This is a genomic window from Pseudomonas citrullilanati, assembly GCF_030580855.1.
Lineage (GTDB): Bacteria > Pseudomonadota > Gammaproteobacteria > Pseudomonadales > Pseudomonadaceae > Aquipseudomonas > Aquipseudomonas citrulli.
Genome location: NZ_JAUQOP010000005.1, coordinates 139,143 through 162,990, shown reverse-complemented (window position 1 = coordinate 162,990; position 23,848 = coordinate 139,143). Strand labels below are relative to the sequence as shown.

Here is a 23,848-nt window from a genome sequence, read left to right as displayed (position 1 = left end):
GGGTGTTATGTCCGGAAAAGCGCAACAGCAGTCTCGTATCAAAGAGTTGATCCTATTGGGTCGTGAGCAGGGCTACCTGACTTACGCGGAGGTCAACGACCACCTGCCGGAGGATATTTCAGATCCGGAACAGGTGGAAGACATCATCCGCATGATCAACGACATGGGGATCAACGTATTCGAGGTTGCGCCAGATAAGGATGCCCTTATGCTGGCCGACGCCGATACCGACGAGGCGGCCGCTGAAGAAGCGGCCGCAGCGCTGGCGGCGGTCGAGACCGACATTGGTCGCACCACCGACCCGGTGCGCATGTACATGCGCGAAATGGGTACGGTAGAGCTCCTCACTCGTGAAGGCGAAATCGAAATCGCCAAGCGTATCGAAGAGGGCATCCGTGAAGTGATGGGCGCAATCGCGCACTTCCCTGGCACGGTTGACCATATTCTCTCCGAGTACAATCGCGTCACCACCGAAGGTGGCCGCCTGTCCGACGTCCTGAGCGGCTATATCGACCCGGACGACGGCATCGCGCCGCCAGCCGCCGAAGTGCCGCCACCGATCGACGCGAAAGCCGCCAAGGCCGACGACGACAGCGATGACGAAGACGCCGAAGCCAGTGACGACGAGGAAGAAGCCGAAAGCGGTCCGGATCCGATCATCGCCGCGCAGCGTTTCGGCGCCGTGGCCGACCAGATGGAAATCACCCGCAAGGCCCTGAAGAAGCACGGTCGCAACAACAAGGCAGCGATTGCCGAGCTGTTGGCCCTGGCCGAGCTGTTCATGCCGATCAAGCTGGTACCGAAGCAATTCGAAGGCCTGGTCGAGCGTGTACGCAGTGCCCTGGATCGCCTGCGCCAGCAAGAGCGCGCGATCATGCAGCTGTGCGTGCGTGATGCGCGCATGCCGCGTGCCGATTTCCTGCGCCAGTTCCCCGGCAACGAAGTTGACGAAAGCTGGACCGATGCACTGGCCAAGGGCAAGAGCAAGTACGCCGAAGCCATTGCCCGCCTGCAACCGGACATCGTTCGTTGCCAGCAGAAGCTGAGCGCATTGGAAGCCGAGACCGGCCTGAGCATTGCGGAAATCAAGGACATCAACCGTCGCATGTCCATTGGTGAGGCCAAGGCCCGCCGTGCGAAGAAAGAGATGGTTGAAGCGAACTTGCGCCTGGTGATCTCCATCGCCAAGAAGTACACCAACCGCGGCCTGCAATTCCTCGACCTGATCCAGGAAGGCAACATCGGCCTGATGAAGGCGGTGGACAAGTTCGAATACCGTCGCGGCTACAAGTTCTCGACCTATGCCACCTGGTGGATTCGCCAGGCGATCACTCGCTCGATCGCCGACCAGGCCCGCACCATCCGTATCCCGGTGCACATGATCGAGACGATCAACAAGCTCAACCGTATTTCCCGGCAGATGCTGCAGGAAATGGGTCGCGAGCCGACGCCGGAAGAGCTGGGCGAACGCATGGAGATGCCTGAGGACAAGATCCGCAAGGTATTGAAGATCGCCAAGGAGCCGATCTCCATGGAAACCCCGATCGGTGATGACGAAGACTCCCATCTGGGTGACTTCATCGAAGACTCCACCATGCAGTCGCCGATCGATGTCGCCACCGTCGAGAGCCTCAAGGAAGCGACTCGTGAGGTACTCTCGGGCCTCACGGCACGTGAAGCCAAGGTCCTGCGCATGCGCTTCGGCATCGACATGAATACCGACCACACCCTTGAGGAAGTCGGTAAGCAGTTCGATGTGACCCGTGAGCGGATCCGCCAGATCGAAGCCAAGGCGTTGCGCAAGCTGCGCCACCCGACGCGAAGCGAGCATCTGCGCTCCTTCCTCGACGAGTGACCCCCAAAACCCCCGGCCCTGCCGGGGGTTTTGCCATGTGTCGATAAAAACCCTGCGTTACGCCCTCCCCGTCCTGTTGGCCGTCTACACTCGAAACATCCTCCCCGAACCATTGACGAGACCGTGATGCCCAGACTGACGGCCGCGCTTTTGTTGTCATTGATGACATGGACCGCAACGGCTGGCGCGTTCACGCTCACCGACGAGGAGCAACGCTGGCTCAAGGACCATCCCGACCTGCGCCTGGGGATCGATGCCTCCTGGCCACCGTTTGAGTTTCGCGACGACCAGGGCCGCTATCAGGGCCTGGCCGCCGACTATGTCGACATCATTCGTGAACGGTTGGCGCTCAAGGTCGTCCCCGTCGAGCCGGCTAGCTGGACGGCGGTACTGGAGCAAGTCGTGCAGGGTAAGATCGACCTGCTGCCGGGCATCATGTCCACTCCCGAGCGCCAGAATTACCTGGCGTTCACCCGTCCCTACCTCGATTTCCCCATCGTCATTCTGGCCCATCGTGGCGGTGCCCAGCCCCATGACCTGGAAGACCTGTACGGGCTGAAAGTCGCCGTGGTGGAGAACTACGCCCCCCACGAGCTGCTGCGCAACCATCATCCCGACTTGAACCTGGTGGCGCTGCCCAACGTCAGTTCGGCTCTGCAAGCCCTGGCCACCGATGAGGTGGACGCGGTGGTGGGCGACCTCGCCTCCAGCGTCTGGAGCCTGCGCCAACTCAAGCTCGAAGGCCTTTATGTCAGCGGGGAAACGCCCTATCGCTACCAGCTGGCGATGGCCGTTCCCCGGGACAGCAAGATCCTGGTGGGCATCCTGGATAAGGTCCTGGCGGACATGAGCCCGGCCCAGATCAGCGAGATCCAGGGCAAATGGATCGGCAATGTGCATGATTACCGGCAGTTCTGGTCCGACATGGTGGTCTACGGCCTGCCGGCCGTGCTGCTGCTGGTCGGCATCCTGGCGGTGGTGATTCGCATCAACCGTCGCCTCAGTTCGGAGATCGCCCGGCGGGTCGAGCTGGAACAGGAACTGCGCAGCAGCGAATACCACTACCGCGGCCTGGTGGAGAGCCTGTCGGCCATTGCCTGGGAGGCGCGGGTCAGTGACTTCACCTACAGCTACGTGTCACCCCACGCCGAGGAATTGCTCGGTTATCCCCTCGCCCACTGGCTGATCCCGGGGTTCTGGCGAAACATCATTCATCCGGCCGACCTGACCCGGGCCGAGACCTATTGCAACGAGGAAGTGCTCGCCGGCCGCGACCATTGCATCGATTACCGCGTGCTCACCGCCGATGGCCGCTGCCTCTGGGTGCGCGACATCGTCAGCCTGATCGAACATGGCCATGAGCCGGTGATGCGCGGGCTGATGATCGACATCAGCGAGGCCAAGCGCACCGAGGAAGCCTTGCGCCTGTCCGAGCAGAAGTTCGCCTCGGTGTTCCGCCAGTGCCCCGACATCCTGGTCATCGCCCGCCTGCTGGACGGCTGCCTGCTGGAGGTCAACACCGCCTTCGAGGAGCAGATCGGCCTGAGCGCCGCCGAGGTGGTGGGCCGGACCGCGACCGACCTCGACATCTGGGGCATCCAGGGCGTGGGGCCGAGCCTGTTGCAGCGCTTGCAGGCCGGCAGCATCCGCAACCTGGAAATGCCGTTCCGGCGCAGTAACGGCCAGGCGTTCACCGGGCTGATTTCCGCCGAGCCGTTCGACCTCGATACCACGCCGGCGCTGGTCGTGGTGGTGCGTGACATCAGCCAGCTGAAGGAAACCCAGCAACAACTGCAGACGTCCGAGGAGAAGTTCGCCAAGGCATTCCACGCTTCACCCGATGGCCTGCTGCTGTCCCGGCAGAGCGATGGTTTGCTGATCGAGGTCAACGAAGGCTTCAGTCGCATCACCGGTTTCAACAGCGCGTTGTCAGTGGACCGCTCGACCCTGGACCTCGGCATCTGGGTCAATCTCAATGAACGCAAGCAAATGCTCGACCTGCTGCAACGGGACGGCTTCGTGCGGGATTTCAGTTGCCATATCCGGCGCAACGACGGGCAGATCCGCCTCTGCGAAGTCTCCAGCCGGCCGCTGCCTATCGGCAATGAAGATTGCATGCTGACCATCGCCCGGGACATCACCGAACGCCACATGATGCAGGAGAAACTGCAACAGGCCGCCACCGTGTTCGAAAGCACCGCCGAAGGCGTGTTGATCACCGACACGCAGCAGCACATCAGCGCCGTGAACCGCGCCTTTACCGAAATCACCGGCTACAGCGAAACCGAAGCCCTGGGCCATACGCCCCGCCTACTCGCGTCCGGCCTGCACGACAGCGCGTTCTACGCCGCGATGTGGCACCAGTTGACGGCGGAAGGGCACTGGCAAGGGGAGATCTCCAATCGGCGCAAGAACGGCGAACTGTACCCCAGTTGGCTGACCATCAGCGCGGTGCGCAACCGGGACCGCCAGATCACCCATTTCGTCGCTGTATTCGCCGACATCTCCAGCCTCAAGCATGCCCAGGCCCGGCTGGATTACCAGGCCCACCATGACCCGCTGACCGGCCTGCCGAACCGCACCCTGTTCGAGAGCCGCCTGCTGACCGCCCTGACCAACCAGCAGGAACAGGGCGGCCAAGGCGCGGTGCTGTTCCTCGACCTGGACCGCTTCAAGCACATCAACGACAGCCTCGGGCACCCGGTTGGCGACCTGCTGCTCAAAGGCATCGCCGTGCGCTTGCGCGAACAACTGCGCGACATCGACACCGTGGCGCGCCTGGGCGGCGACGAGTTCATCATCCTGTTGCCCGGTTTGCAGCAACCCAGCGATGCCGAGCACATCGCCCAGAAACTGCTGAACTGCTTTGCCGCGCCCTTCCAGGCCGGTGAACACGAGTTCTTCATCAGCGCCAGCATCGGCACCAGCCTTTATCCACAGGACGGTTGCGACGTCGCCACGCTGGTCAAGAACGCCGACGCGGCGATGTACCGCTCCAAGGCCAAGGGTCGCAACCGGGTGGAAAGCTACACCCGCGACCTCACCGCTCAGGCCAGCGAGCGCGTAGCCCTGGAGCACGAGCTGCGCCGCGCCATCGAGCGCAACGAACTGTCCTTGTCGTTCCAGCCGAAGATCAGCCTCGCCGACAACCGACTGGTGGGCGCCGAGGCGCTGATTCGCTGGTACCACCCGACATTTGGCGACGTGCCGCCGGAACACTTCATTCCCCTGGCCGAAGAAAACGGCATGATCCTGCAGATCGGCGACTGGGTACTGGAACGCGCCTGCCGGCAATTGTGTGAATGGAACAGCACCTACGAAAGCCTCGGCCCGCTGTCGGTCAACCTGGCCGGCGCCCAACTGCGCCAACCCAACCTGTTGGGACGCATCGAACAATTGCTGCGGGAAAACCGACTCGAACCGGGATTGTTGCAACTGGAAATTACCGAAAACTTCATCATGAGCCAGGCCGAAGAAGCTCTGATGGTGCTGCACCAACTGAAGAAACTCGGCGTGCAACTGGCCATCGACGACTTCGGCACCGGCTATTCCTCCCTGAGCTACCTCAAGCGCCTGCCGCTGGACATCCTCAAGATCGACCAGTCCTTCGTCCGCGGCCTGCCCGACGACCCCCATGACGCCGCCATCGTACGCGCCATCATCGCCCTGGGCCGCAGCATGCAATTCACCATCATCGCCGAAGGCGTCGAGACCCTGGCCCAGCAACAATTCCTCGCCGAAGAAGGTTGCGAGCAAATCCAGGGCTACATTGTCAGCCTGCCCCTGTGCGCCGATGAATTCGCCGCAACGTTTCTGCATGTGAGCGTAACGGATTATTCGGATAGCACAGCCGAGAAACCGTCGCTATAATCCGCGGCCTACTGAGGGCCTATAGCTCAGTTGGTTAGAGCAGAGGACTCATAATCCTTTGGTCCACGGTTCGAGTCCGTGTGGGCCCACCAACTTGAAAGCCGCGCATTGCGCGGCTTTCGCGTTTCTGAGAGGGTGGTCGCCTCGTGCCCCCAGCCTTCATTCCCAGCCCTCCTGGAGACGCCCATCATCGCCAGCCCCAGCCTTCCTCGACTGTTTCTCGATCTGTTCTGGCAATTGGGCATCCTGGTGGTGCCGGCCTTTTTCGTCACGGTGATGCCACCGCTGCTGGCGTTGCCGACGGTGTTGCTGCTGGGCCTGCTGATGGGCCTGGCGGCGCGCCTGGGCTTTCTGTCCACCGCCCGGGGCCTGGCTCGATTGACCATAGGTGCGGTGTTTGGCCTGGGGTTCAGCCTGGGCAGGGCGCTGCCCGAGTGGTGGGGCATCCTGGCGGCGATCGCCGCGATCATCAGCGGGTTGGCAGGGGTCAGCACCTGGGAGCGGCGTCTTGGGCTGGTGAAGGATCCGGTCAAGGGCCCGAGTGCCTGGGGCGGGGGCGAGCCGCAGTTGACGCCGGAAGGCGAGCCGATCCGGACGTTCAACCACAGTGAGATCGCGATGGGTGGCCCCACCTATTGCGACTACCTGTTCCCCGACGGCGTATTGCTGCAAGGCCTCGGGTCCTCGGCGGTGTTCTCGGCGGACGGGCGTTATTTTGCGGCGACCGTACCGTCTCGGCAGGATTGGGGCCTGGTGCTGCTCGACCGGCAATTGCGCCGGCTCTATCGTTGCCACAACAGCGAGTTCTGGGAGCTGGACACGCTGGACCTCGACGGCTTGAGTGGCCGCCACAGCCCGCTGGTGGACAACGGCGTTCGCCAGGCCCGGTTCGATGAGCTGTTGCAGACCGCCAGCGTCGTCGACCTGGTGCCCGTCGCCGATCTCTGGCTGGAGCCCGGCGGGTATCCGGACCCTCTACCGGCTACGTTCGAGCGGCGCTCTGCCGATGGACACCATTGCCTGGCGGGCACGCTTTCGTTGCCCCCGGCTTTTCGCGACCTGCCCCAGCCCTTGGAGCCGTTGCGGTCACCACGCTATGCCGTCAGCGTCGATGAGCAGCCTTCCGGGCTGTTGATGGCCGCCGACGCCACCCTCGTCTGGAGCAGCGATCAACGCGCCTTGGTGTGCCAGGCCCAGGAGCAAACCGGCAGCCCGGAGGGCGATCGGTACTGGTTGTGGCGCGTCGACCAGGGCTGGCGCGCCCTCCCTTCGCCGTGGGTGAAGCATGACGCCGAACCCTCCTTTTACTGGCACGACGTACTGGGCCTCGACACCCACCATGTGCGCATCGCCTCGTACCTGGATTACCCTCGCCCGTCCCTCGGGCGACATGGCTATCGCCTCGACAGCATCCACAGTGATACCGAAACCCAGGCAGGCCATGACGCTCAAGGTCGCGTGCAGGTGGCCGAGTTTCAACTGACCCGGATGAGCATCGCCATGCCGCTGGACAGCCAGGGCCAGCGCGGCGATTCGTTCATAGAGACGCAGCCGATGCTGGATGGCCTCTGTGCCCGGCTGATCTGGCTTGCCGACAATCATGAAGGCCTGGGCGCCTATCGCTGCCAGATCGGCGATTGGCAATTGCCGGGACGCTGGCTTCTGGACCATCGCGTGTCCGACTGCGGGCGGTACCTGGCGCTGTTGCCGTTTGCGGAGGCAATGACAGTGGCAACCCACGCGGTGGTGGTCGATGTGAAGGCGCGCAGCCTGTTGCAGGGACCGCCCCTGTGGGTGGCCCGGGTACTCGATTTCCGCGCTGGGCTGCTGAGCCTGGCGACGATCGCCGGTCGCCTGGGCCGGGACCTGGACGGCAGTGCGCTGCAACGCTTCGTCATCCCGGCCCCGCCGGTCGGCAGCGCCCCGTCGTTCTTTCAGCCCGACGAACGATCGCGGCTGTACTACACCACCGTGGACGTGCGGGTGGCCGACGCTCGATTACACCGCGTCGCCCCCTGGCGCCTGGTGGATCGTCCCCAGGTGGCCAACGCCGACGGGGACTTCATCCAGCCCGCACCGGGGGGCCGGGATGCCGCCTGGTTGTTCGGCAGCGAAACGGAATACGCTGACAGTTGGGTCCGCGCCGACACGCCGCGGCTCGGAGGCTATCTGCTGACCGCTTCGGGCTGTGCCCTGGACGAACTCGCCCCTTCGATGATCTGGTCGCCGGACGGTCGCTACCTCGCCCTGACTCGCCTGGCGACCGATGTGACGGCGCTGTGTGGCAGCTACCGAGGCTGGCAGTTGCTGCTATTGGACGTCGAGGCACGCACGCTGCGGGTGCATCCGCAATGGCTGGGCAACCGGCCACTGTTCGAGGGTTTCGACCACGAGCAGGTGCAGGTTCGCTGCTTCGAACGGGATTGGGCCGCGTTGGAGGATGACGACCCAGGCGCCTTGCAGGCCCTGCCGCTGGCCCGGTTGCTGCAACTGCCCGTTGAACAATTGGTTGACCACGGCGGGATCTGGCTCAGGGCCACCCAAGCCCACCTGGCGCCGGCCTGGCACGCGCTGGCCTTGCCAGCCATCGGCTATTTCCAGCGAGAGAACCTGTAACATGTTCGCCCACCACGCCCACGCCGGAGCCCTCCTTGGCTGACACTCGCCCTGCCGTCCTCGACGAAATCGACCGCCAATTGATCGCGGCCCTGCAAATCAACGCCCGGGAAAGCGTCGCCATGCTCGCCCGGCAACTGGGCATCGCCCGCACCACCGTGACCTCACGGCTGGCCCGCCTGGAAAAGACCAAGGTCATCACCGGGTATGGCGTGCGCCTGGGCCAGCGGCTGATCGACGGCGGCTTGCAAGCCTACGTCGGCATCAAGGTCCAGCCGCGTTCCGGCAAGGACGTGTTGCGGCGCCTGAGCGCCATGGCCCAGGTGCAGCAGCTATGTGCCGTCAGCGGCGAGTTCGATTATGTGGCCTGGCTGCGCACCGATTCGCCGGAACAGCTGGATCAATTGCTGGACCAGATCGGCAGCGTGGACGGCGTGGACAAAACCACCACCTCGATCATCCTCAGCAGCAAAATCGACCGGGGCCAGCCGCTCTAGCACCTGCACGACTAACCCTGTGGGAGCGAGCCTGCTCGCGATGATGTCGGTCAGCCGCATCTTCATGACTGGCAAGCCGCTATCGCGAGCGGGCTCGCTCCCACCACGGACCCCGTTTCGTCAATTCGTTTTCAGCGCACATCAAAGTGACTTGAAAACGCTCAAAACGACGACAAATTGTGTCTTATTAACGTGTCCCACGCTCCCTAGAATGGCTGGCATCTTTCCTATACTCAGACGCGAGCAACGCGCCGAGTCGCCCATCAAGGTCCGCCATGAACAAGCACAATCGCCACCCAGCAGACGGTAAGAAACCCATCACCATTTTCGGGCCGGACTTTCCCTTCGCCTTTGACGACTGGATCGAGCACCCGGCTGGGCTGGGGAGCATTCCCGCCGAGAACCTGGGGGCCGAGGTGGCGATTGTCGGGGCCGGGATCGCCGGGTTGGTGGCGGCGTACGAGTTGATGAAGCTGGGGCTCAAGCCGGTGGTCTACGAGGCCTCGAAAATGGGTGGGCGGCTGCGCTCCCAGCCCTTCAATGGCGCCGAGGGCGTGATCGCCGAGTTGGGCGGCATGCGGTTCCCGGTGTCTTCCACGGCGTTCTACCACTACGTCGACAAGCTGGGGCTGGAAACCAAGCCGTTTCCCAACCCGTTGACCCCCGCCTCGGGCAGCACGGTCATCGACCTGGAAGGCCAGACCTACTACGCAGAAAAAATGGCCGACCTGCCGGCCTTGTTCCAGGAAGTGGCCGACGCCTGGGCCGACGCCCTGGAGGACCGTGCGCGCTTCGGCGAGATCCAGCAGGCGATCCGCGACCGCGACGTGCCGCGCCTCAAGGAACTGTGGAACACCCTCGTCCCGCTGTGGGATGACCGCACGTTCTACGACTTCGTGGCGACGTCCAAGGCCTTCGCCAAACTGTCCTTCCTGCACCGCGAAGTGTTCGGCCAGGTCGGCTTCGGCACGGGTGGCTGGGATTCGGACTTCCCCAACTCGATGCTGGAAATCTTCCGCGTGGTGATGACCAACTGCGACGATCACCAGCACCTGGTGGTCGGTGGCGTCGAGCAGGTGCCCTATGGCATCTGGAAGCACGTGCCGGAGCGCTGCGCGCACTGGCCCCAAGGCACCAGCCTGAGTTCGTTGCACCTGGGCGCGCCGCGCAGCGGCGTGAAGCGCATCGCCCGGGCCGCCGACGGCCGCTTCAGCGTCACGGACGTCTGGGGCGACACCCGCGACTATGCCGCGGTGCTGGTCACCTGCCAGAGCTGGTTGCTGACCACCCAGATCGAATGCGAAGAAGCGCTGTTCTCGCAGAAAATGTGGATGGCCCTGGACCGCACCCGCTACATGCAGTCGTCGAAGACATTCGTGATGGTCGACCGGCCGTTCTGGAAGGACAAGGACCCGGAGACCGGCCGCGACTTGATGAGCATGACCCTGACCGATCGCCTGACCCGCGGCACCTACCTGTTCGACAACGGCGATGACAAGCCAGGGGTGATCTGCCTGTCCTACTCCTGGATGAGCGACGCCTTGAAGATGCTCCCGCACCCGGTGGAGAAACGGGTGAAGCTGGCCCTCGACGCGTTGAAGAAGATCTACCCCAAGGTGGATATCGCCGCGCGCATCATCGGCGATCCGATCACCGTGTCCTGGGAAGCCGACCCGCATTTCCTCGGTGCGTTCAAGGGCGCGCTGCCCGGCCACTATCGCTACAACCAGCGCATGTACGCCCATTTCATGCAGGACGACATGCCGGCTGAACAACGCGGGATCTTTATCGCTGGCGATGACGTCTCATGGACACCCGCCTGGGTCGAAGGCGCGGTACAGACCTCGCTCAATGCCGTGTGGGGAATCATGAAGCACTTCGGCGGTAAGACCCACGCCGAGAACCCGGGTCCAGGCGATGTGTTCCATGAGATCGGTCCGATCGCCCTGCCCGAATAAAAGGAGTTGTCGATGCGCGTAGCCCTCTATCAATGCCCACCGTTGTCACTGGACCCAGCCGGCAACCTGCAACGCCTGCACCAGATCGCGCTGGAAGCCAGGGGGGCCGACGTGCTGGTGCTGCCGGAGATGTTCCTCACCGGCTACAACATCGGCGCCGACGCGGTGAACGTATTGGCCGAGGTCTACAACGGCGAGTGGGCGCAGCAGATCGGCCGTATCGCCAAGGCGGCCGGGCTGGCGATCGTCTATGGCTATCCCGAGCGCAGTGAAGACGGGCAGATCTACAACTCGGTCCAGGTGATCGACGCCCACGGCGAACGCCTGGCCAACTACCGCAAGAGCCACCTGTTCGGCGATCTCGACCACGCCATGTTCAGCGCCGGGGACAGCGCACTCCCGATCGTGGAGCTCAACGGCTGGAAACTCGGCCTGTTGATCTGCTACGACCTGGAGTTCCCGGAGAACGCCCGACGCCTGGCCCTGGCCGGTGCCGAACTGATCCTGGTGCCGACCGCCAATATGCAGCCCTACGACTTCATCGCCGATGTCACGGTGCGCGCCCGGGCCATCGAGAACCAGTGTTTCGTGGCCTATGCCAATTATTGCGGTCACGAGGGCGAACTGCGGTACTGCGGCCAGAGCAGCATCGCCGCGCCGGATGGCAGCCGCCCGGCGTTGGCGGGGCTGGACGAAGCCTTGATCGTGGGCGAACTGGATCGGCAGCTGATGGACGACGCTCGCGCGGCCTACAACTACCTGCATGACCGTCGCCCTGCCCTTTACGGCGACTTGCACAAGCACTGACCCGGTCTAATCCGCTAGCATGGGCGCATCCCTGTCCTGGAAGCGCTCATGCCGGCCCCCGATTCCCTCCGCCCGACTCCTTACACCCTGGCCAACGGCTTGCAGGTGACCGTGCGTCACGTCCCTGGCCTGACACGCAGCGCCGCCGTGCTGCGGGTGGCGGCCGGCAGCCATGACGAGCCGTTGGCCTGGCCGGGCCTGGCGCATCTGCTGGAACACCTGTTTTTCCTCGGCACCCAACGGTTTCCCGCCGGGGAGCACCTGATGGCCTACGTGCAGCGCCACGGCGGCCAGATCAACGCACGCACTAGCGAACGCACCACGGACTTTTTCTTCGAAATCCCACCGACCGCCTTTGCCGACGGCCTTGAGCGGCTGGGCGACATGCTCGCGCATCCGCGCCTGGACGAAACCGATCAAGTGCGCGAACGCGAAGTGCTCCAGGCGGAGTTCATCGCCTGGTCCCAGGACGCCGCCGCCCAGCGACGGCTTGCCCTGCACAACGGCCTGTCGACGGCTCATCCGCTGCGCGGTTTCTACGCTGGCAATCGCGACAGCCTGGCGGTGTCGCAACCGGAATTCCAAGCGGCCCTGCGCGGGTTCTACCAACGGTTTTACCAGAGCGGCCAGATGCGCCTGAGCCTGGTCGGCCCGCAGAGCGTCGAAGCGCTGAAGGCGCTGGCCGAACGGTTCGGCGAGAGCCTGCCAAAGGGCGAAGCGCTGGCCCGGCCATTGCCGCCCCCCTTGATGGCGTCGGACCGGCAGCATTATCAACAGCTCGATGGCGACAGCCTCGACCTGCTGTTCACCTTCGAAGACCTTCCGGCCGCTTCACCTCAAGCCCTGGCGTTTCTCTGCATGTGGCTGGAATCGAGCAAACCGGGCGGCCTGCTGGCAACGTTACGCCAGCGAGGCCTGGCCGACGAACTCAAGGCCAGCGTGTTGCACGAGTTCGCCGGGCAAGCGCTGTTGCACCTCGAATTCAAGCTGATCGATGACCAAGCCGCGAACGACATCCAGGCGTTGCTCCACGATTGGCTGGGGTTCTTCGCCGCCCAGGATGACTGGGCATCGTTGCGCGAAGCGTTCAGCGCCCGCCTGTGGTGTCGGCAGGCAACCGGTTCGGCACTGCAACTCGCCCGGTGGGACAGCGAAGGGCTCGACGCGCAGTTGTCGGAGCAGGACCTCGCAAGGCTCAGGGAAATCCTCAGGCAACTGCACCCGGCGAGCCCCGTGATCGGGGAATGGCAGTTGCCCGCGCCCAACCCCTTCCTGAATACGCCCGACGAAACCCCGCGCGCCGGCCTGATACGCGGCCAGACCAGCGCCCATCGCGGCTTGCGCACCTTCGCCCAGGACCGTTCCCGGGGCCGCCGGGAGCGCTCGCCCATGCAGTTCAGCCCGGCGTTGGCCGACCCCAGCCGTGAAGGCGCCGTGTACCTGCGCTGGCGATTGACCACCGCGGCACCGCCGGACCTGCCAGCCAGGCTCGACAGGCATCTGCATGACGTGTGCGAGGATGCCCGCCAGGCCGGCGTGGAGGTCACTTTCGAGCCTTCCGGCCACCAATGGCTGCTGAAACTGCTGGGCTTGCAGGCGCCCATGCCGACAGTCCTCGAACACGTCCTGGCGAAGCTGGAACAACCGCTGCCAACGACCCACGCCGGGCACAAGCCGCCGTTGATGCCGATTCGACATTTGCTCCAGGCTTTGCCGGGATATGTCGGTCTTTTATCCAGGCCGCCATTGCCCGCCGGCGACCTGGCCCCCTGGGCCAGTGCCCTGTGGGATGGATTGGCCATCGGGCTGTCGACGGCGACCCAAGGGGCGCTGGGTCCGGTGTTGGCCCGGGTGCCGGGCAGCGGCAGCCAGGACGCCGATCCGCTGCCGACGCTTTCAAGAAAGCGGCTATGGAAAACCCTGCCGACCCATGGCGACGAATACGCGGTGTTGCTGTTTTGTCCGGCGCCGAGCCCGACGCTGTGCGACGAGGCCGAGTGGCGACTACTGGCGCAGCTGTGCCAGGCGCCGTTCTACCAGCGCCTGCGGGTCGACCTGCAGCTGGGCTACGGCGTGTTCAGTGGCCTGAAGCAGCTCAACGGGCAAACCGGCCTGCTGTTCGGCGTGCAGTCGCCCGATGCCAGCGCCGCGACGCTGATCGAGCACATCCAGCAGTTCCTCATTGAACTGCCTGGCCTGGTCCGAGACACCGATGACCCGTCCTTACGCAATCAACAACAAAGCCTCGCCGCCCAATTGCAGGGGGATGTCCTGCCGGGTCCGCAAGCGGCCGAGCTGCTCTGGCAGGCGAAATTGGCCGGTCACCCGTCGGATTACCCTCAACAATTGCCCGAGGCCATCCAGCGCGTGGACCGACAACGACTGATGGCAGCCGCCCAGCGGCTGGTCGATGCTGAAGGTGGCTGGCTGTGCCTGGCCAATGGGGCTGGCGCCGGGGCGTCGTGGCAACGCTGGGACTGATCGTTACCAACGCTGCAAAGGGCTTTCTCCGAGAATCGCGGCCTACGAAATTGTTTAATTTAGTAACATAGCCGCCTAAGCATCTGAACATCTCCCAACGGAGGTGGACTATATGTATAGGTCTCACCCGTTCCATCTAACGAAAGCATCCCAACCAAAGGAGTATTCCCATGTCCTGGTCCAAACCCGCATATATCGACCTGCGTATCGGTTTCGAAGTCACCATGTACTTCGCCAGCCGTTGATCGTTGCAGGCACTTGAGCACGCAGCACAACGCCTCGGACCACCGGGGCGTTTTTATTTCGGTTTGCAGATGGAGCGGCCATGTTTGTCCAGATTCTAGGTTCCGCCGCCGGCGGCGGTTTCCCCCAGTGGAACTGCAACTGCGTCAATTGCGCAGGTTTTCGCAACGGCAGCCTGCGGGCCCTGGCGCGCACCCAATCGTCCATCGCGATTTCCGATGACGGCGTGAACTGGGTGTTGTGCAACGCCTCCCCGGACATCCGCGCACAACTCCAGGGCTTCGCCCCGATGCAGCCTGGCCGGGCCCTGAGGGACACCGGCATTGGCGCGATCATCCTGATGGACAGCCAGATCGACCACACCACCGGCCTGCTCAGCCTGCGCGAAGGCTGCCCGCACCAAGTCTGGTGCACCGACATGGTCCATGAAGACCTGAGCACCGGTTTCCCGCTGTTCAACATGCTGACCCACTGGAACGGCGGGCTGGCCTGGAACCGCATCGAGCTCGACCGCAGCTTCGGCATCCCGGCCTGCCCCAACCTGCGCTTCACGCCGCTGCCACTGCGCAGCGCGGCACCGCCCTATTCGCCGCACCGCTTCGATCCGCACCCGGGGGATAACATCGGCCTGATCGTCGAAGACCTGCGCACCGGCGGCAGGCTGTTCTATGCCCCGGGCCTGGGCAAGGTGGACGGGCCGCTGCTGGAGATCATGGCCAGCAGCGACTGCCTGCTGGTGGACGGCACGATGTGGGACGACGACGAAATGCAGCGCCGTGGCGTCGGCACCCGCACCGGCCGGGAGATGGGCCACCTGGCCCAGAGCGGCCCCGGCGGGATGCTGGAAGTGCTGGAGCAACTGCCCGAGCAGCGCAAGGTCCTTATCCATATCAACAACACCAACCCGATCCTGGACGAAGATTCGCCGGAGCGGGCCGAACTGGTACGCCGGAAGGTTGAAGTGGCTTACGACGGAATGAGTATTGAGTTGTAGGAAGGGCAGAACGATTGTGGGAATGGATTTGCAGTGTGTCAGGCAGCGCTTGTGCTGGCAGATACGACGCCTTCGCGAGCAAGCCCGCTCCCACAAGGGCCAAGTAACATTTGATATTTCATGCACCGCAAAACCAATGTGGGAGCGGGCTTGCTCGCGAAGGGGCCAGACCAGGCCCCCACTCGCCGACGGTTGTTTCCCGGAGAACCGCAATGACTGACACCCCCCTGTCCCCCGCCGAGTTCGAAGCGGCCCTGCGTGCCAAGGGCGCGTACTACCACATCCATCACCCGTATCACGTGGCGATGTATGAAGGCCGCGCCACGCGCGAGCAGATCCAGGGCTGGGTCGCGAACCGTTTTTACTATCAGGTGAACATCCCGCTCAAGGACGCCGCGATCCTGGCCAACTGCCCGGACCGGGAGATCCGCCGCGAGTGGATCCAGCGCCTGCTCGACCATGACGGCGCGCCCGGCGAGGACGGTGGCATCGAGGCCTGGTTGCGGCTGGGCCAGGCGGTGGGCCTGGACCCCGATCAACTGCGTTCCCAGGAGTTGGTGCTGCCAGGCGTGCGCTTCGCCGTGGATGCCTACGTCAACTTTGCCCGCCGGGCCTCCTGGCAGGAAGCCGCCAGCAGTTCGCTGACCGAACTGTTCGCGCCGCAGATCCACCAGTCGCGCCTGGACAGTTGGCCACAGCACTACCCATGGATCGACCCGGCCGGCTATGAATACTTCCGCACCCGCCTGGGCCAGGCCCGCCGTGATGTCGAGCATGGCCTGGCGATCACCCTGCAGCACTACACCACCCGCGAAGGCCAGGAGCGCATGCTGGAAATCCTCCAGTTCAAACTGGACATCCTCTGGAGCATGCTCGACGCCATGAGCATGGCCTACGAATTGAATCGCCCGCCCTATCACAGCGTGACCGGTCAACGGGTGTGGCACAAAGGAATACCCCTATGAGTTTCGACCGCAGCAAAACCCCGCGCTGGCGCCCCGGCTATCGCTTCCAGTACGAACCGGCCCAGAAAGGCCACGTGCTGCTCTATCCTGAAGGCATGATCAAGCTCAACGACAGCGCCGCGCTGATCGGCGGCCTGATCGACGGTAAACGGGATGTCGCGGCCATCATCGGCGAGTTGGCGAAGCAGTTCCCCGACGTGCCGGAACTCGGTGACGACATCGAGCAATTCATGGAGGTCGCCCGTGCAGAGCACTGGATCGAACTTGCCTGAGGCCAGCGGCCTGCCGGCCAAACCCGAAATCGGCCTGCCGCTGTGGTTGCTGGCGGAACTGACCTACCGTTGCCCATTGCAATGCCCCTACTGCTCCAACCCGCTGGACTTCGCCGAGCAGGGCAAGGAGCTGAGCACCGAGCAGTGGTTCAAGGTGTTCCGCGAAGCCCGGGAAATGGGCGCCGCGCAGCTGGGGTTTTCCGGTGGCGAACCGCTGGTGCGCCAGGACCTTGCCGAACTGATCGGCGAGGCCCGCAGGCTGGGCTTCTACACCAACCTGATCACCTCCGGCATCGGCTTGACCGAACAGAAGATCAGCGATTTCAAGAAGGCCGGCCTGGACCACATCCAGATCAGTTTCCAAGCCAGCGACGAGCAGGTGAACAACCTCTTGGCCGGCTCGAAGAAAGCCTTCGCGCAAAAACTGGAAATGGCCCGGGCGGTAAAGGCCCACGGCTATCCGATGGTGCTGAACTTCGTCACCCATCGGCACAACATCGACAAGATCGACCGCATCATCGAGCTGTGCATCGCCCTGGAAGCCGACTTCGTCGAACTCGCCACCTGCCAGTTCTATGGCTGGGCGCAGCTCAATCGCGTGGGCCTGCTGCCGACCAGGGAACAACTGGTCCGCGCCGAACGCATCACCAACGAATACCGCGCCAGGCTGGAAGCCGACGGGCATCCGTGCAAGCTGATCTTCGTCACCCCGGACTACTACGAGGAACGCCCCAAGGCCTGCATGAACGGCTGGGGCAGCCTCTTCCTGACCGTCACGCCGGACGGCACCGCCCTGCCCTGCCACGGCGCCCGACAGTTGCCGGTGCAGTTTCCCAACGTGCGCGACCACAGCATGCAGCACATCTGGTACGACTCGTTCGGTTTCAACCGCTTTCGCGGCTACGACTGGATGCCCGAGCCGTGCCGTTCCTGCGATGAAAAGGAGCAGGACTTCGGCGGTTGTCGCTGCCAGGCCTTCATGCTCACAGGGGACGCCAGCAACGCCGACCCGGTGTGCAGCAAATCCGAACACCACGGGGTGATACTCAAGGCGCGCGAAGACGCCGAGCATGCCACCCAGACCATCGAGCAACTGGCCTTTCGCAATGAACGAAACTCACGCCTCATCGCCAAAAGCTGATCCTTTCAGCGCTGCCCAGGCCGTCGCGGCCGGCACTGATTTCGCCGAACTGCGGGTGGGCCCGCTCGGCCTGTTCTGGAATGAATACCGGCCCGCTGACGGTGCGTGCCGGATCTGGCAGTGGCAAGGCACCCAGGCGCGCTGCCTGACCCCGGACGGTTTCAGCGCCAACAGCCGGGTCTACGAATACGGTGGCGGAGCATTCTGCCTGGCCGACGACGGCGTGTTGTTCGTCAATGAGACCGACCAGCAGATCTACCACCAACCGCTGTCCGGCGAACGCCCCGTGGCCCTGACCTCGGGCGACTGTCGCCATGGCGACCTCAGCGTCTCCCGCGGCGAGGTGCTGGCGGTGGAGCAGCAGGCCGACCGGCATCGCCTGGTGGCCATCGGCCTGGCGGATCGGCAGCGCCAATTGCTGGCCGAAGGCGCCGACTTCTACGCATCGCCCACCGTGAGCGCGGATGGCCAGCGCTTGGCATGGATCGAATGGAGTCGCCCGCACCAACCCTGGACGGCCACGCGCCTGATGCTGGCCGAACGCAAGGCGTCGGGGTGGGGCGAGCCACGCTGCGTGGCCGGTAATGCCGCAGAGGAATCCATCCAGCAACCGCGCTTCGATGCGTCGAATCGCCTTTACTGCCTGACCGATCGCGCAGGGTTCTGGCAGCCCTGGATGGAGTCGGCCGACGGCCTGCAACCACTGCCTGCGGCTGAAGCCGATCATGCGCCGGCGCCGTGGCAAATGGGCGGTTGCACGTGGTTGCCGCTGGACCCACAGACTTACCTGGCAAGTTGGACCGAAGCGGGTTTCGGCCGGCTGGGCCTGTGTCGCAACGATGCCGAGCATGAGGACTTCACCGGCACCTACAGCCGTTTTCGCAGCTTGGCACTGGACGAGCGGTTCATCTACGCCATCGCCGCCTCGCCTGTCCAGCCATCAGCGGTGATCGCGATCGAGCGGCGCACCCGTGAGATCAGGGTACTGGCGGGAGGCCTCGCGCCGCTGTCGGCCGAGCAGGTCAGCCGTCCTCGGACGTTGCGCTACCCCAGCGCTGCGGACCAGGCCCATGGCTTCTTCTACCCGGCCATGGGCGGGAGCGACAAACCGCCGTTGGTGGTGTTCATTCACGGCGGCCCCACTTCGGCCTGCTACCCGGTGTTCGACCCGCGCATCCAATACTGGACCCACCGCGGCTTCGCCGTTGCCGACCTCAACTACCGGGGCAGCAGCGGCTATGGACGGGCCTATCGACAGGCACTGCACCTGAACTGGGGCGTGGTGGACGTCGAGGATGCCTGCGCGGCGGTCGCCTACCTCGACGGGCAAGGCCTGGTCGACGGTCGCCACGCGTTCATCCGTGGCGGCAGCGCCGGTGGGTATACGACCCTTTGTGCCTTGGCGTTCCGCGATGTGTTCCGCGCCGGTGCCAGCCTCTACGGCGTCAGCGATCCTGTGGCCCTGGCCCGCGCCACGCACAAATTCGAAGGTGATTACCTGGACTGGCTGATTGGCGACCCGCAACGGGACGTCGAACGCTACCGCGCACGCACGCCGTTGCTGCACGCGGATCGAATCCGCACGCCGGTGATTTTCTTTCAAGGTGAATTGGATGCCGTGGTCGTGCCGCAGCAGACCCGCGACATGGTCCGCGCGCTGGAGGAAAACGGCGTCACGGTCGAGGCCCATTACTATCCGGATGAGCGCCACGGCTTTCGCAAGGCCACGAACCAGGCCCATGCGCTGGAGCATGAGTGGTTGTTCTATTGCAAGGTAATGGACAGCGCAGCGCCCTAGGCAAATCCGGATGTACAAGTGGGACGAGGCTGCTCGCCAGAGCGGTGTATCGGTCATATAGCTGGCGACTGATACACCGCTTTCGCGAGCAGGCTCGCTCCCACTCGGTATTGATAAAAAGTCTTCAGCGCTTGGCGATGATATACACCGCATGGACGATGCCCGGAATGTAGCCCAGCAGCGTCAGCAGGATATTCAGCCAGAAAGCCCCGCCGAAGCCGACCTGCAGGAAGACGCCCAGTGGCGGCAGCAGGATGGCGATGATGATACGAATGAAATCCATGGGTTGGCTCCCGGTTGACCATGGCTGCATTGCCATGTAGCTGATTGACACCTGACCGCTCGTCAGGGTTCAGCGATAACCGAAAAGAAGCCTTGGATAAAAAACGCGGGCAAAAGAAAACCCCGCCGAAGCGGGGCTTTGCAGACTGTTTCCCTGACATCCATTTCGCTCCGCCATCCTGGCAGAATCCTACGTGTCCGTGCTGTATCTTTTGCGCATCCTGCGCGACGTCCATGTGAAGTAGATTAGCCGTGGATCCAATTCGCCGGAAGAGGGAAAACGTCAGCACGATGTGTAAGCAAATGCTTACACATCGCCAGAAGGTCAGAACTGCCCTGCTTCCAGCAGGAACAGCGACTCGCTACCGGCCTTGACCGAAGCGCTCAGGGAATGAATACGCGGCAGCAGGCGGGCGAAGTAGAAACGCGCCGTGCCCAGTTTGCTCGCGTAGAAATCATCCTGGCTTTCCTTGCCCAAGGCGGCCTTGGCCATCAACGCCCACATGTAGGCGTACGCGGTGTAGCCGAACGCCTGGAGGTATTCCACCGACGCGGCGCCAATTTCGTTGGGGTTGGTCTTGGCCTGGTCCAGCAGCCACTGGGTCAGTTCGTCCAGCGTGCCGAGCGCAGCATTCAGCGGCTGGGTGAACTCGGCCAGGTCGCCACTGGCGGTGGCGGTGAAATGCCGGATCTCGTCGGCGAACAACGTGTAGAACGCGCCGCCACTGCCGACGATCTTGCGCCCGACCAGGTCCAGCGCCTGGATGCCGTTGGTGCCTTCGTAGATCTGGGTGATGCGCACATCGCGTACCAATTGCTCCTGGCCCCATTCCCGGATGTAGCCGTGGCCGCCGAAGATCTGCTGGCCATGGACGGTGGTTTCCAGGCCCAGGTCGGTCAGGAAGGCTTTCGCCACCGGCGTCAGCAGGGCCACCAGGTCTTCGGCGCGCTTGCGGGTGGCCGCATCTTCGCTGAACTTGGCGGTGTCCAATTGCATCGCCACGTAGGTGGAAAAGGCCCGGCCGCCTTCGTTCGAGGCTTTCATGGTCAGCAGCATCCGACGCACGTCGGGGTGGACGATGATCGGGTCGGCCACTTTGTCCTTGTTCTGTGCGCCAGTCGGCGAACGGCTTTGCAGGCGGTCGCGGGCGTATTCGATGGCGTTCTGGTAGGAACGCTCACCGGTCGCCAGCCCCTGGATACCGACCCCCAGGCGCTCGTAGTTCATCATGGTGAACATCGCCGCCAGGCCCTTGTTCGGCTCGCCGACCAGGTAGCCCACCGCGTCGTCGAAGTTCATCACGCACGTGGCGGACGCCTGGATGCCCATCTTGTGCTCGATCGATCCACAGTGTGCCGCGTTGCGCGCGCCGAGGCTGCCATCGGCATTGACCAGGAACTTGGGCACCAGGAACAACGAGATGCCTTTCGGGCCCGCCGGCGCGTCCGGCAGTTTGGCCAGCACCAGGTGGATGATGTTCTCGGTGAGGTCGTGTTCGCCGCCGGTGATGAAGATCTTCGTGCCGCTGACCTTGTAGCTGCCATCCGCCTGGGGCTCGGCCTTGGTGCGGATGATCCCCAGGTCGGTACCGGCGTGCGGCTCGGTCAGGCACATGGAGCCGGCCCAGACGCCGGCGTACATGTTCGGCAGGTACATCGCCTTCAGCTCTTCGCTGGCGTGGGCATTGATCGACAGGCAAGCGCCGGCGGTCAGCATCGGGTACAGGCCGAAGGACAGGCTGGCGGAGTTGACCATCTCCTCGACCTGGGCCGAAACGGCCTTGGGCATGCCCATGCCGCCGTAGGCGGGATCACCGCCGACGCCGACCCAACCGCCTTCAGCGTAAGTCTTGTAGGCCTGTGGGAAACCTGCCGGCGTGGTGACGGCGCCATCAGCCCAATGGCAGCCTTCTTCGTCAGCCGCGCGGCTGAGGGGCGCAATGCTTTTGCTGGTGACTTTGCCGGCTTCTTCGAGGATCGCCTCCACGGTTTGCGCGTCGACGGTCTCGGCCAGTGCCGGCAGCTCGGCCCAGAGTTTGGCGACCTCGAACACCTCATTGAGGACGAAGCGCATATCGCGCAGGGGCGCTTTGTAGTCAGCCATGGCAAACCTCGCAGGATCTAAACAATTGGTTCGTAAGAAAACGGTTTTAGCAGTGGCTGGAGTGTACCTCAACAACTTTTACGACACATAGGGTCAACGCGTGACTTTATTGTTATTTTTAGTCACGCAAAAAGTGGGTCAAAAGGCAAACAACTGCGCCGGCAGTTTCATCAAACAATCGCTCCCGGCCTCGACGGCGGCCCGATGAGCGGCGGTACGCGGCAGCAGGCGCTTGAAGTAGAACTCGCAGGTGGCCAGTTTGCTCCGGCAGAAATCCGCGTCACCGGCGCCGCTTTCCAGTTGCGATTGAGCAACCAGGGCCATGCGCAACCACAGGTAGGCCAGGATGATGTAGCCGCTGTACATCAGGTAATCGACGGAGGCGGCGCCCACCTCGTCCGGATTCTTCATGGCCGCCATGCCCACCTGGGTCGTCAGCTCGCCCCACTGCCGGTTGAGGCCGTCAAGCTGCGCGAGATAGTCCTGGAGTTGCGGGTGTCCAGCGTTCGCCGCGCAGAACGTGTGGACGATCTTGGTAAACCCGCGCAACAGCTTGCCCTGGCTGCCCAACACCTTGCGCCCCAGCAAGTCCAGCGCCTGGATGCCGTTGGTGCCTTCATAGATCGGTGCGATGCGGCAGTCCCGTACCAGTTGCTCCATGCCCCACTCGCGAATGAAGCCATGCCCGCCAAACACCTGCATGCCGTGGTTGGTCACCTCCAGCCCAGTGTCGGTCATGAAGGCCTTGCAGATCGGTGTGAGGAAGGCCAGCAGGTCCTCGGCCTCCTGGCGAGCGGCCTCGTCGGTGCTCAGGTGCGCGGTGTCCAGCAACTGCGCGGTGAAATACGTCAGCGCCCGGTTGCCTTCGTTGAAGGCCTTCATGGTCAACAGCATCCGGCGCACATCCGGATGGACGATGATCGGGTCGGCGGGTTTTTCCGGGGCCTTGGGGCCGGTCAGCGAACGCATCTGCAAACGGTCGTTGGCGTAGCGGATGGCGCCCTGGAAGCTGGTTTCCCCCAGGCAAAGGCCCTGCATGCCGGTGCCGAGCCTGGCGTGATTCATCATGGTGAACATGCAATTGAGGCCCTTGTTCGGCTCGCCGATCAGGAAGCCCTTGGCCCCGTCGAAGTTCAGCACACAGGTGGCCGAGGCCTTGATGCCCATCTTGTGCTCGATCGAGCCACAGGACACACCGTTACGCTCGCCGGCCTCTCCCGTGGCGTCGGGCAGGAACTTGGGCACGATGAACAACGAGATGCCCTTGGTCCCGGCGGGCGCGTCCGGCAGCTTGGCGAGCACCAGGTGAACGATGTTCTCGCTCATGTCGTGCTCGCCGGCGGAAATGAAGATCTTGCTGCCGGTGATCCCATAACTGCCGTCGGCCTGGGGCACGGCGCGGGTCTTGATGATGCCCAGGTCGGTGCCGCAGTGGGCTTCGGTAAGGCACATGGTACCGGTCCATTGGCCGGCGGTGAGCTTGCTCAGGTAGGTCTGCTTCTGTTCTTCGGTGCCGTGGGCATGGATGGCCGACATCGCGCCGTGGGTCAGGCCCGGGTACATGCCCCATGAGGTATTGCTGGAGCCGACCATCTCGCTGATGACCAGCCCCAGGGAGCTGGGCAGGCCCTGGCCGCCATACGCCGGATCCGCCGCCAGCCCATGCCAGCCGCCTTCCACGTACTGGGCGAACGCCTGCTTGAAGCCGGCGGGCGTGGTGACGACGCCGTTGTCGAAATGGCAACCTTCCTCGTCACCGGAACGATTGAGCGGGGCCAGCACGTTCTCGCAGAACCGGGCGCCCTCTTCGAGGATCGCGTTGACCATGTCCGGGCTGGCGTCGCTGGCCCCCAGCGCGGCGTAACGGCCATGGAAATCGAAGACGTGATCGATCAGAAAGCGCATGTCGCGCAACGGGGCTTTGTACTCGGGCATGGTGGTTTTCTCCGGTAGCAGATCGTTTCA

The 23,848-nt window shown here is 63.7% G+C and carries 16 protein-coding genes and 1 tRNA gene; 14 read left to right on the top strand and 3 right to left on the bottom strand.

Translation table 11 applies throughout. The features are described 5' to 3' along the window. Positions 1–7 precede the first annotated feature (7 nt). The 14 genes from rpoD to Q6A48_RS06205 all read left to right on the top strand — a co-directional run bounded on the left by rpoD (position 8) and on the right by Q6A48_RS06205 (position 19,497). Positions 8–1,855 carry an RNA polymerase sigma factor RpoD gene (gene rpoD, locus Q6A48_RS06270; protein ID WP_304552712.1) on the top strand — a complete coding sequence of 616 codons (1,848 nt, stop codon included), beginning with the start codon at positions 8–10 and terminating at the stop codon, positions 1,853–1,855. 126 nt (positions 1,856–1,981) lie between these two features. After that, positions 1,982–5,725 (top strand): bifunctional diguanylate cyclase/phosphodiesterase, encoded by a 3,744-nt coding sequence (locus Q6A48_RS06265; protein WP_304552710.1) that lies wholly within the window; start codon positions 1,982–1,984, stop codon positions 5,723–5,725. Between the two features lie 15 nt (positions 5,726–5,740). Next, positions 5,741–5,817: transfer RNA gene (locus tag Q6A48_RS06260), tRNA-Ile, on the top strand. 82 nt (positions 5,818–5,899) lie between these two features. Then, positions 5,900–8,341, top strand: a complete 2,442-nt coding sequence (locus Q6A48_RS06255) for a hypothetical protein (RefSeq protein ID WP_369811669.1) — start codon at positions 5,900–5,902, stop codon at positions 8,339–8,341. 35 nt (positions 8,342–8,376) lie between these two features. Then, a complete protein-coding gene (locus tag Q6A48_RS06250; protein WP_304552707.1) occupies positions 8,377–8,838 on the top strand; it encodes an Lrp/AsnC family transcriptional regulator in 462 nt (153 codons plus the stop codon). Between the two features lie 275 nt (positions 8,839–9,113). Further along, positions 9,114–10,796 (top strand): flavin monoamine oxidase family protein, encoded by a 1,683-nt coding sequence (locus tag Q6A48_RS06245; protein ID WP_304552706.1) that lies wholly within the window; start codon positions 9,114–9,116, stop codon positions 10,794–10,796. A gap of 12 nt (positions 10,797–10,808) precedes the next feature. Further along, positions 10,809–11,603 (top strand): carbon-nitrogen hydrolase family protein, encoded by a 795-nt coding sequence (locus Q6A48_RS06240; protein ID WP_304552704.1) that lies wholly within the window; start codon positions 10,809–10,811, stop codon positions 11,601–11,603. Between the two features lie 48 nt (positions 11,604–11,651). Continuing rightward, positions 11,652–14,084, top strand: a complete 2,433-nt coding sequence (pqqF, locus tag Q6A48_RS06235; RefSeq protein ID WP_304552702.1) for a pyrroloquinoline quinone biosynthesis protein PqqF — start codon at positions 11,652–11,654, stop codon at positions 14,082–14,084. Between the two features lie 170 nt (positions 14,085–14,254). Continuing rightward, the gene (gene pqqA / locus Q6A48_RS06230; protein WP_003177660.1) at positions 14,255–14,329 is read left to right on the top strand and encodes a pyrroloquinoline quinone precursor peptide PqqA; all 75 of its coding nucleotides are present in this window, start codon (positions 14,255–14,257) and stop codon (positions 14,327–14,329) included. An 80-nt stretch (positions 14,330–14,409) separates the two neighbouring features. Beyond that, entirely contained in the window at positions 14,410–15,321 is a 912-nt protein-coding gene (gene pqqB, locus Q6A48_RS06225; RefSeq protein ID WP_304552701.1) for a pyrroloquinoline quinone biosynthesis protein PqqB, read from the top strand. A 212-nt stretch (positions 15,322–15,533) separates the two neighbouring features. Continuing rightward, complete coding sequence (pqqC, locus tag Q6A48_RS06220) at positions 15,534–16,286, top strand: pyrroloquinoline-quinone synthase PqqC (protein ID WP_304552700.1); 753 nt, start codon at positions 15,534–15,536, stop codon at positions 16,284–16,286. Then, the gene (pqqD, locus tag Q6A48_RS06215; RefSeq protein ID WP_304552699.1) at positions 16,283–16,558 is read left to right on the top strand and encodes a pyrroloquinoline quinone biosynthesis peptide chaperone PqqD; all 276 of its coding nucleotides are present in this window, start codon (positions 16,283–16,285) and stop codon (positions 16,556–16,558) included. The genes pqqC and pqqD overlap by 4 nt, the downstream gene beginning before the upstream one ends. Next, positions 16,530–17,699: a pyrroloquinoline quinone biosynthesis protein PqqE gene (gene pqqE, locus Q6A48_RS06210; protein ID WP_304552698.1), complete on the top strand. Its 1,170-nt coding sequence runs from the start codon at positions 16,530–16,532 to the stop codon at positions 17,697–17,699. Before pqqD ends, pqqE begins: the two co-directional genes overlap by 29 nt. Continuing rightward, positions 17,665–19,497 (top strand): S9 family peptidase, encoded by a 1,833-nt coding sequence (locus tag Q6A48_RS06205; protein ID WP_304552697.1) that lies wholly within the window; start codon positions 17,665–17,667, stop codon positions 19,495–19,497. Before pqqE ends, Q6A48_RS06205 begins: the two co-directional genes overlap by 35 nt. A gap of 124 nt (positions 19,498–19,621) precedes the next feature. Here the strand turns inward: Q6A48_RS06205 and Q6A48_RS06200 are convergent, their stop codons facing one another. The 3 genes from Q6A48_RS06200 to Q6A48_RS06190 form a co-directional block, all read right to left on the bottom strand. Beyond that, positions 19,622–19,780: a YqaE/Pmp3 family membrane protein gene (locus Q6A48_RS06200; RefSeq protein WP_003177654.1), complete on the bottom strand. Its 159-nt coding sequence runs from the start codon at positions 19,778–19,780 to the stop codon at positions 19,622–19,624. 324 nt (positions 19,781–20,104) lie between these two features. Continuing rightward, positions 20,105–21,883, bottom strand: a complete 1,779-nt coding sequence (locus tag Q6A48_RS06195) for an acyl-CoA dehydrogenase C-terminal domain-containing protein (RefSeq protein WP_304552693.1) — start codon at positions 21,881–21,883, stop codon at positions 20,105–20,107. Between the two features lie 138 nt (positions 21,884–22,021). Continuing rightward, positions 22,022–23,818 (bottom strand): acyl-CoA dehydrogenase C-terminal domain-containing protein, encoded by a 1,797-nt coding sequence (locus Q6A48_RS06190; protein WP_304552691.1) that lies wholly within the window; start codon positions 23,816–23,818, stop codon positions 22,022–22,024. Positions 23,819–23,848 lie beyond the last annotated feature (30 nt).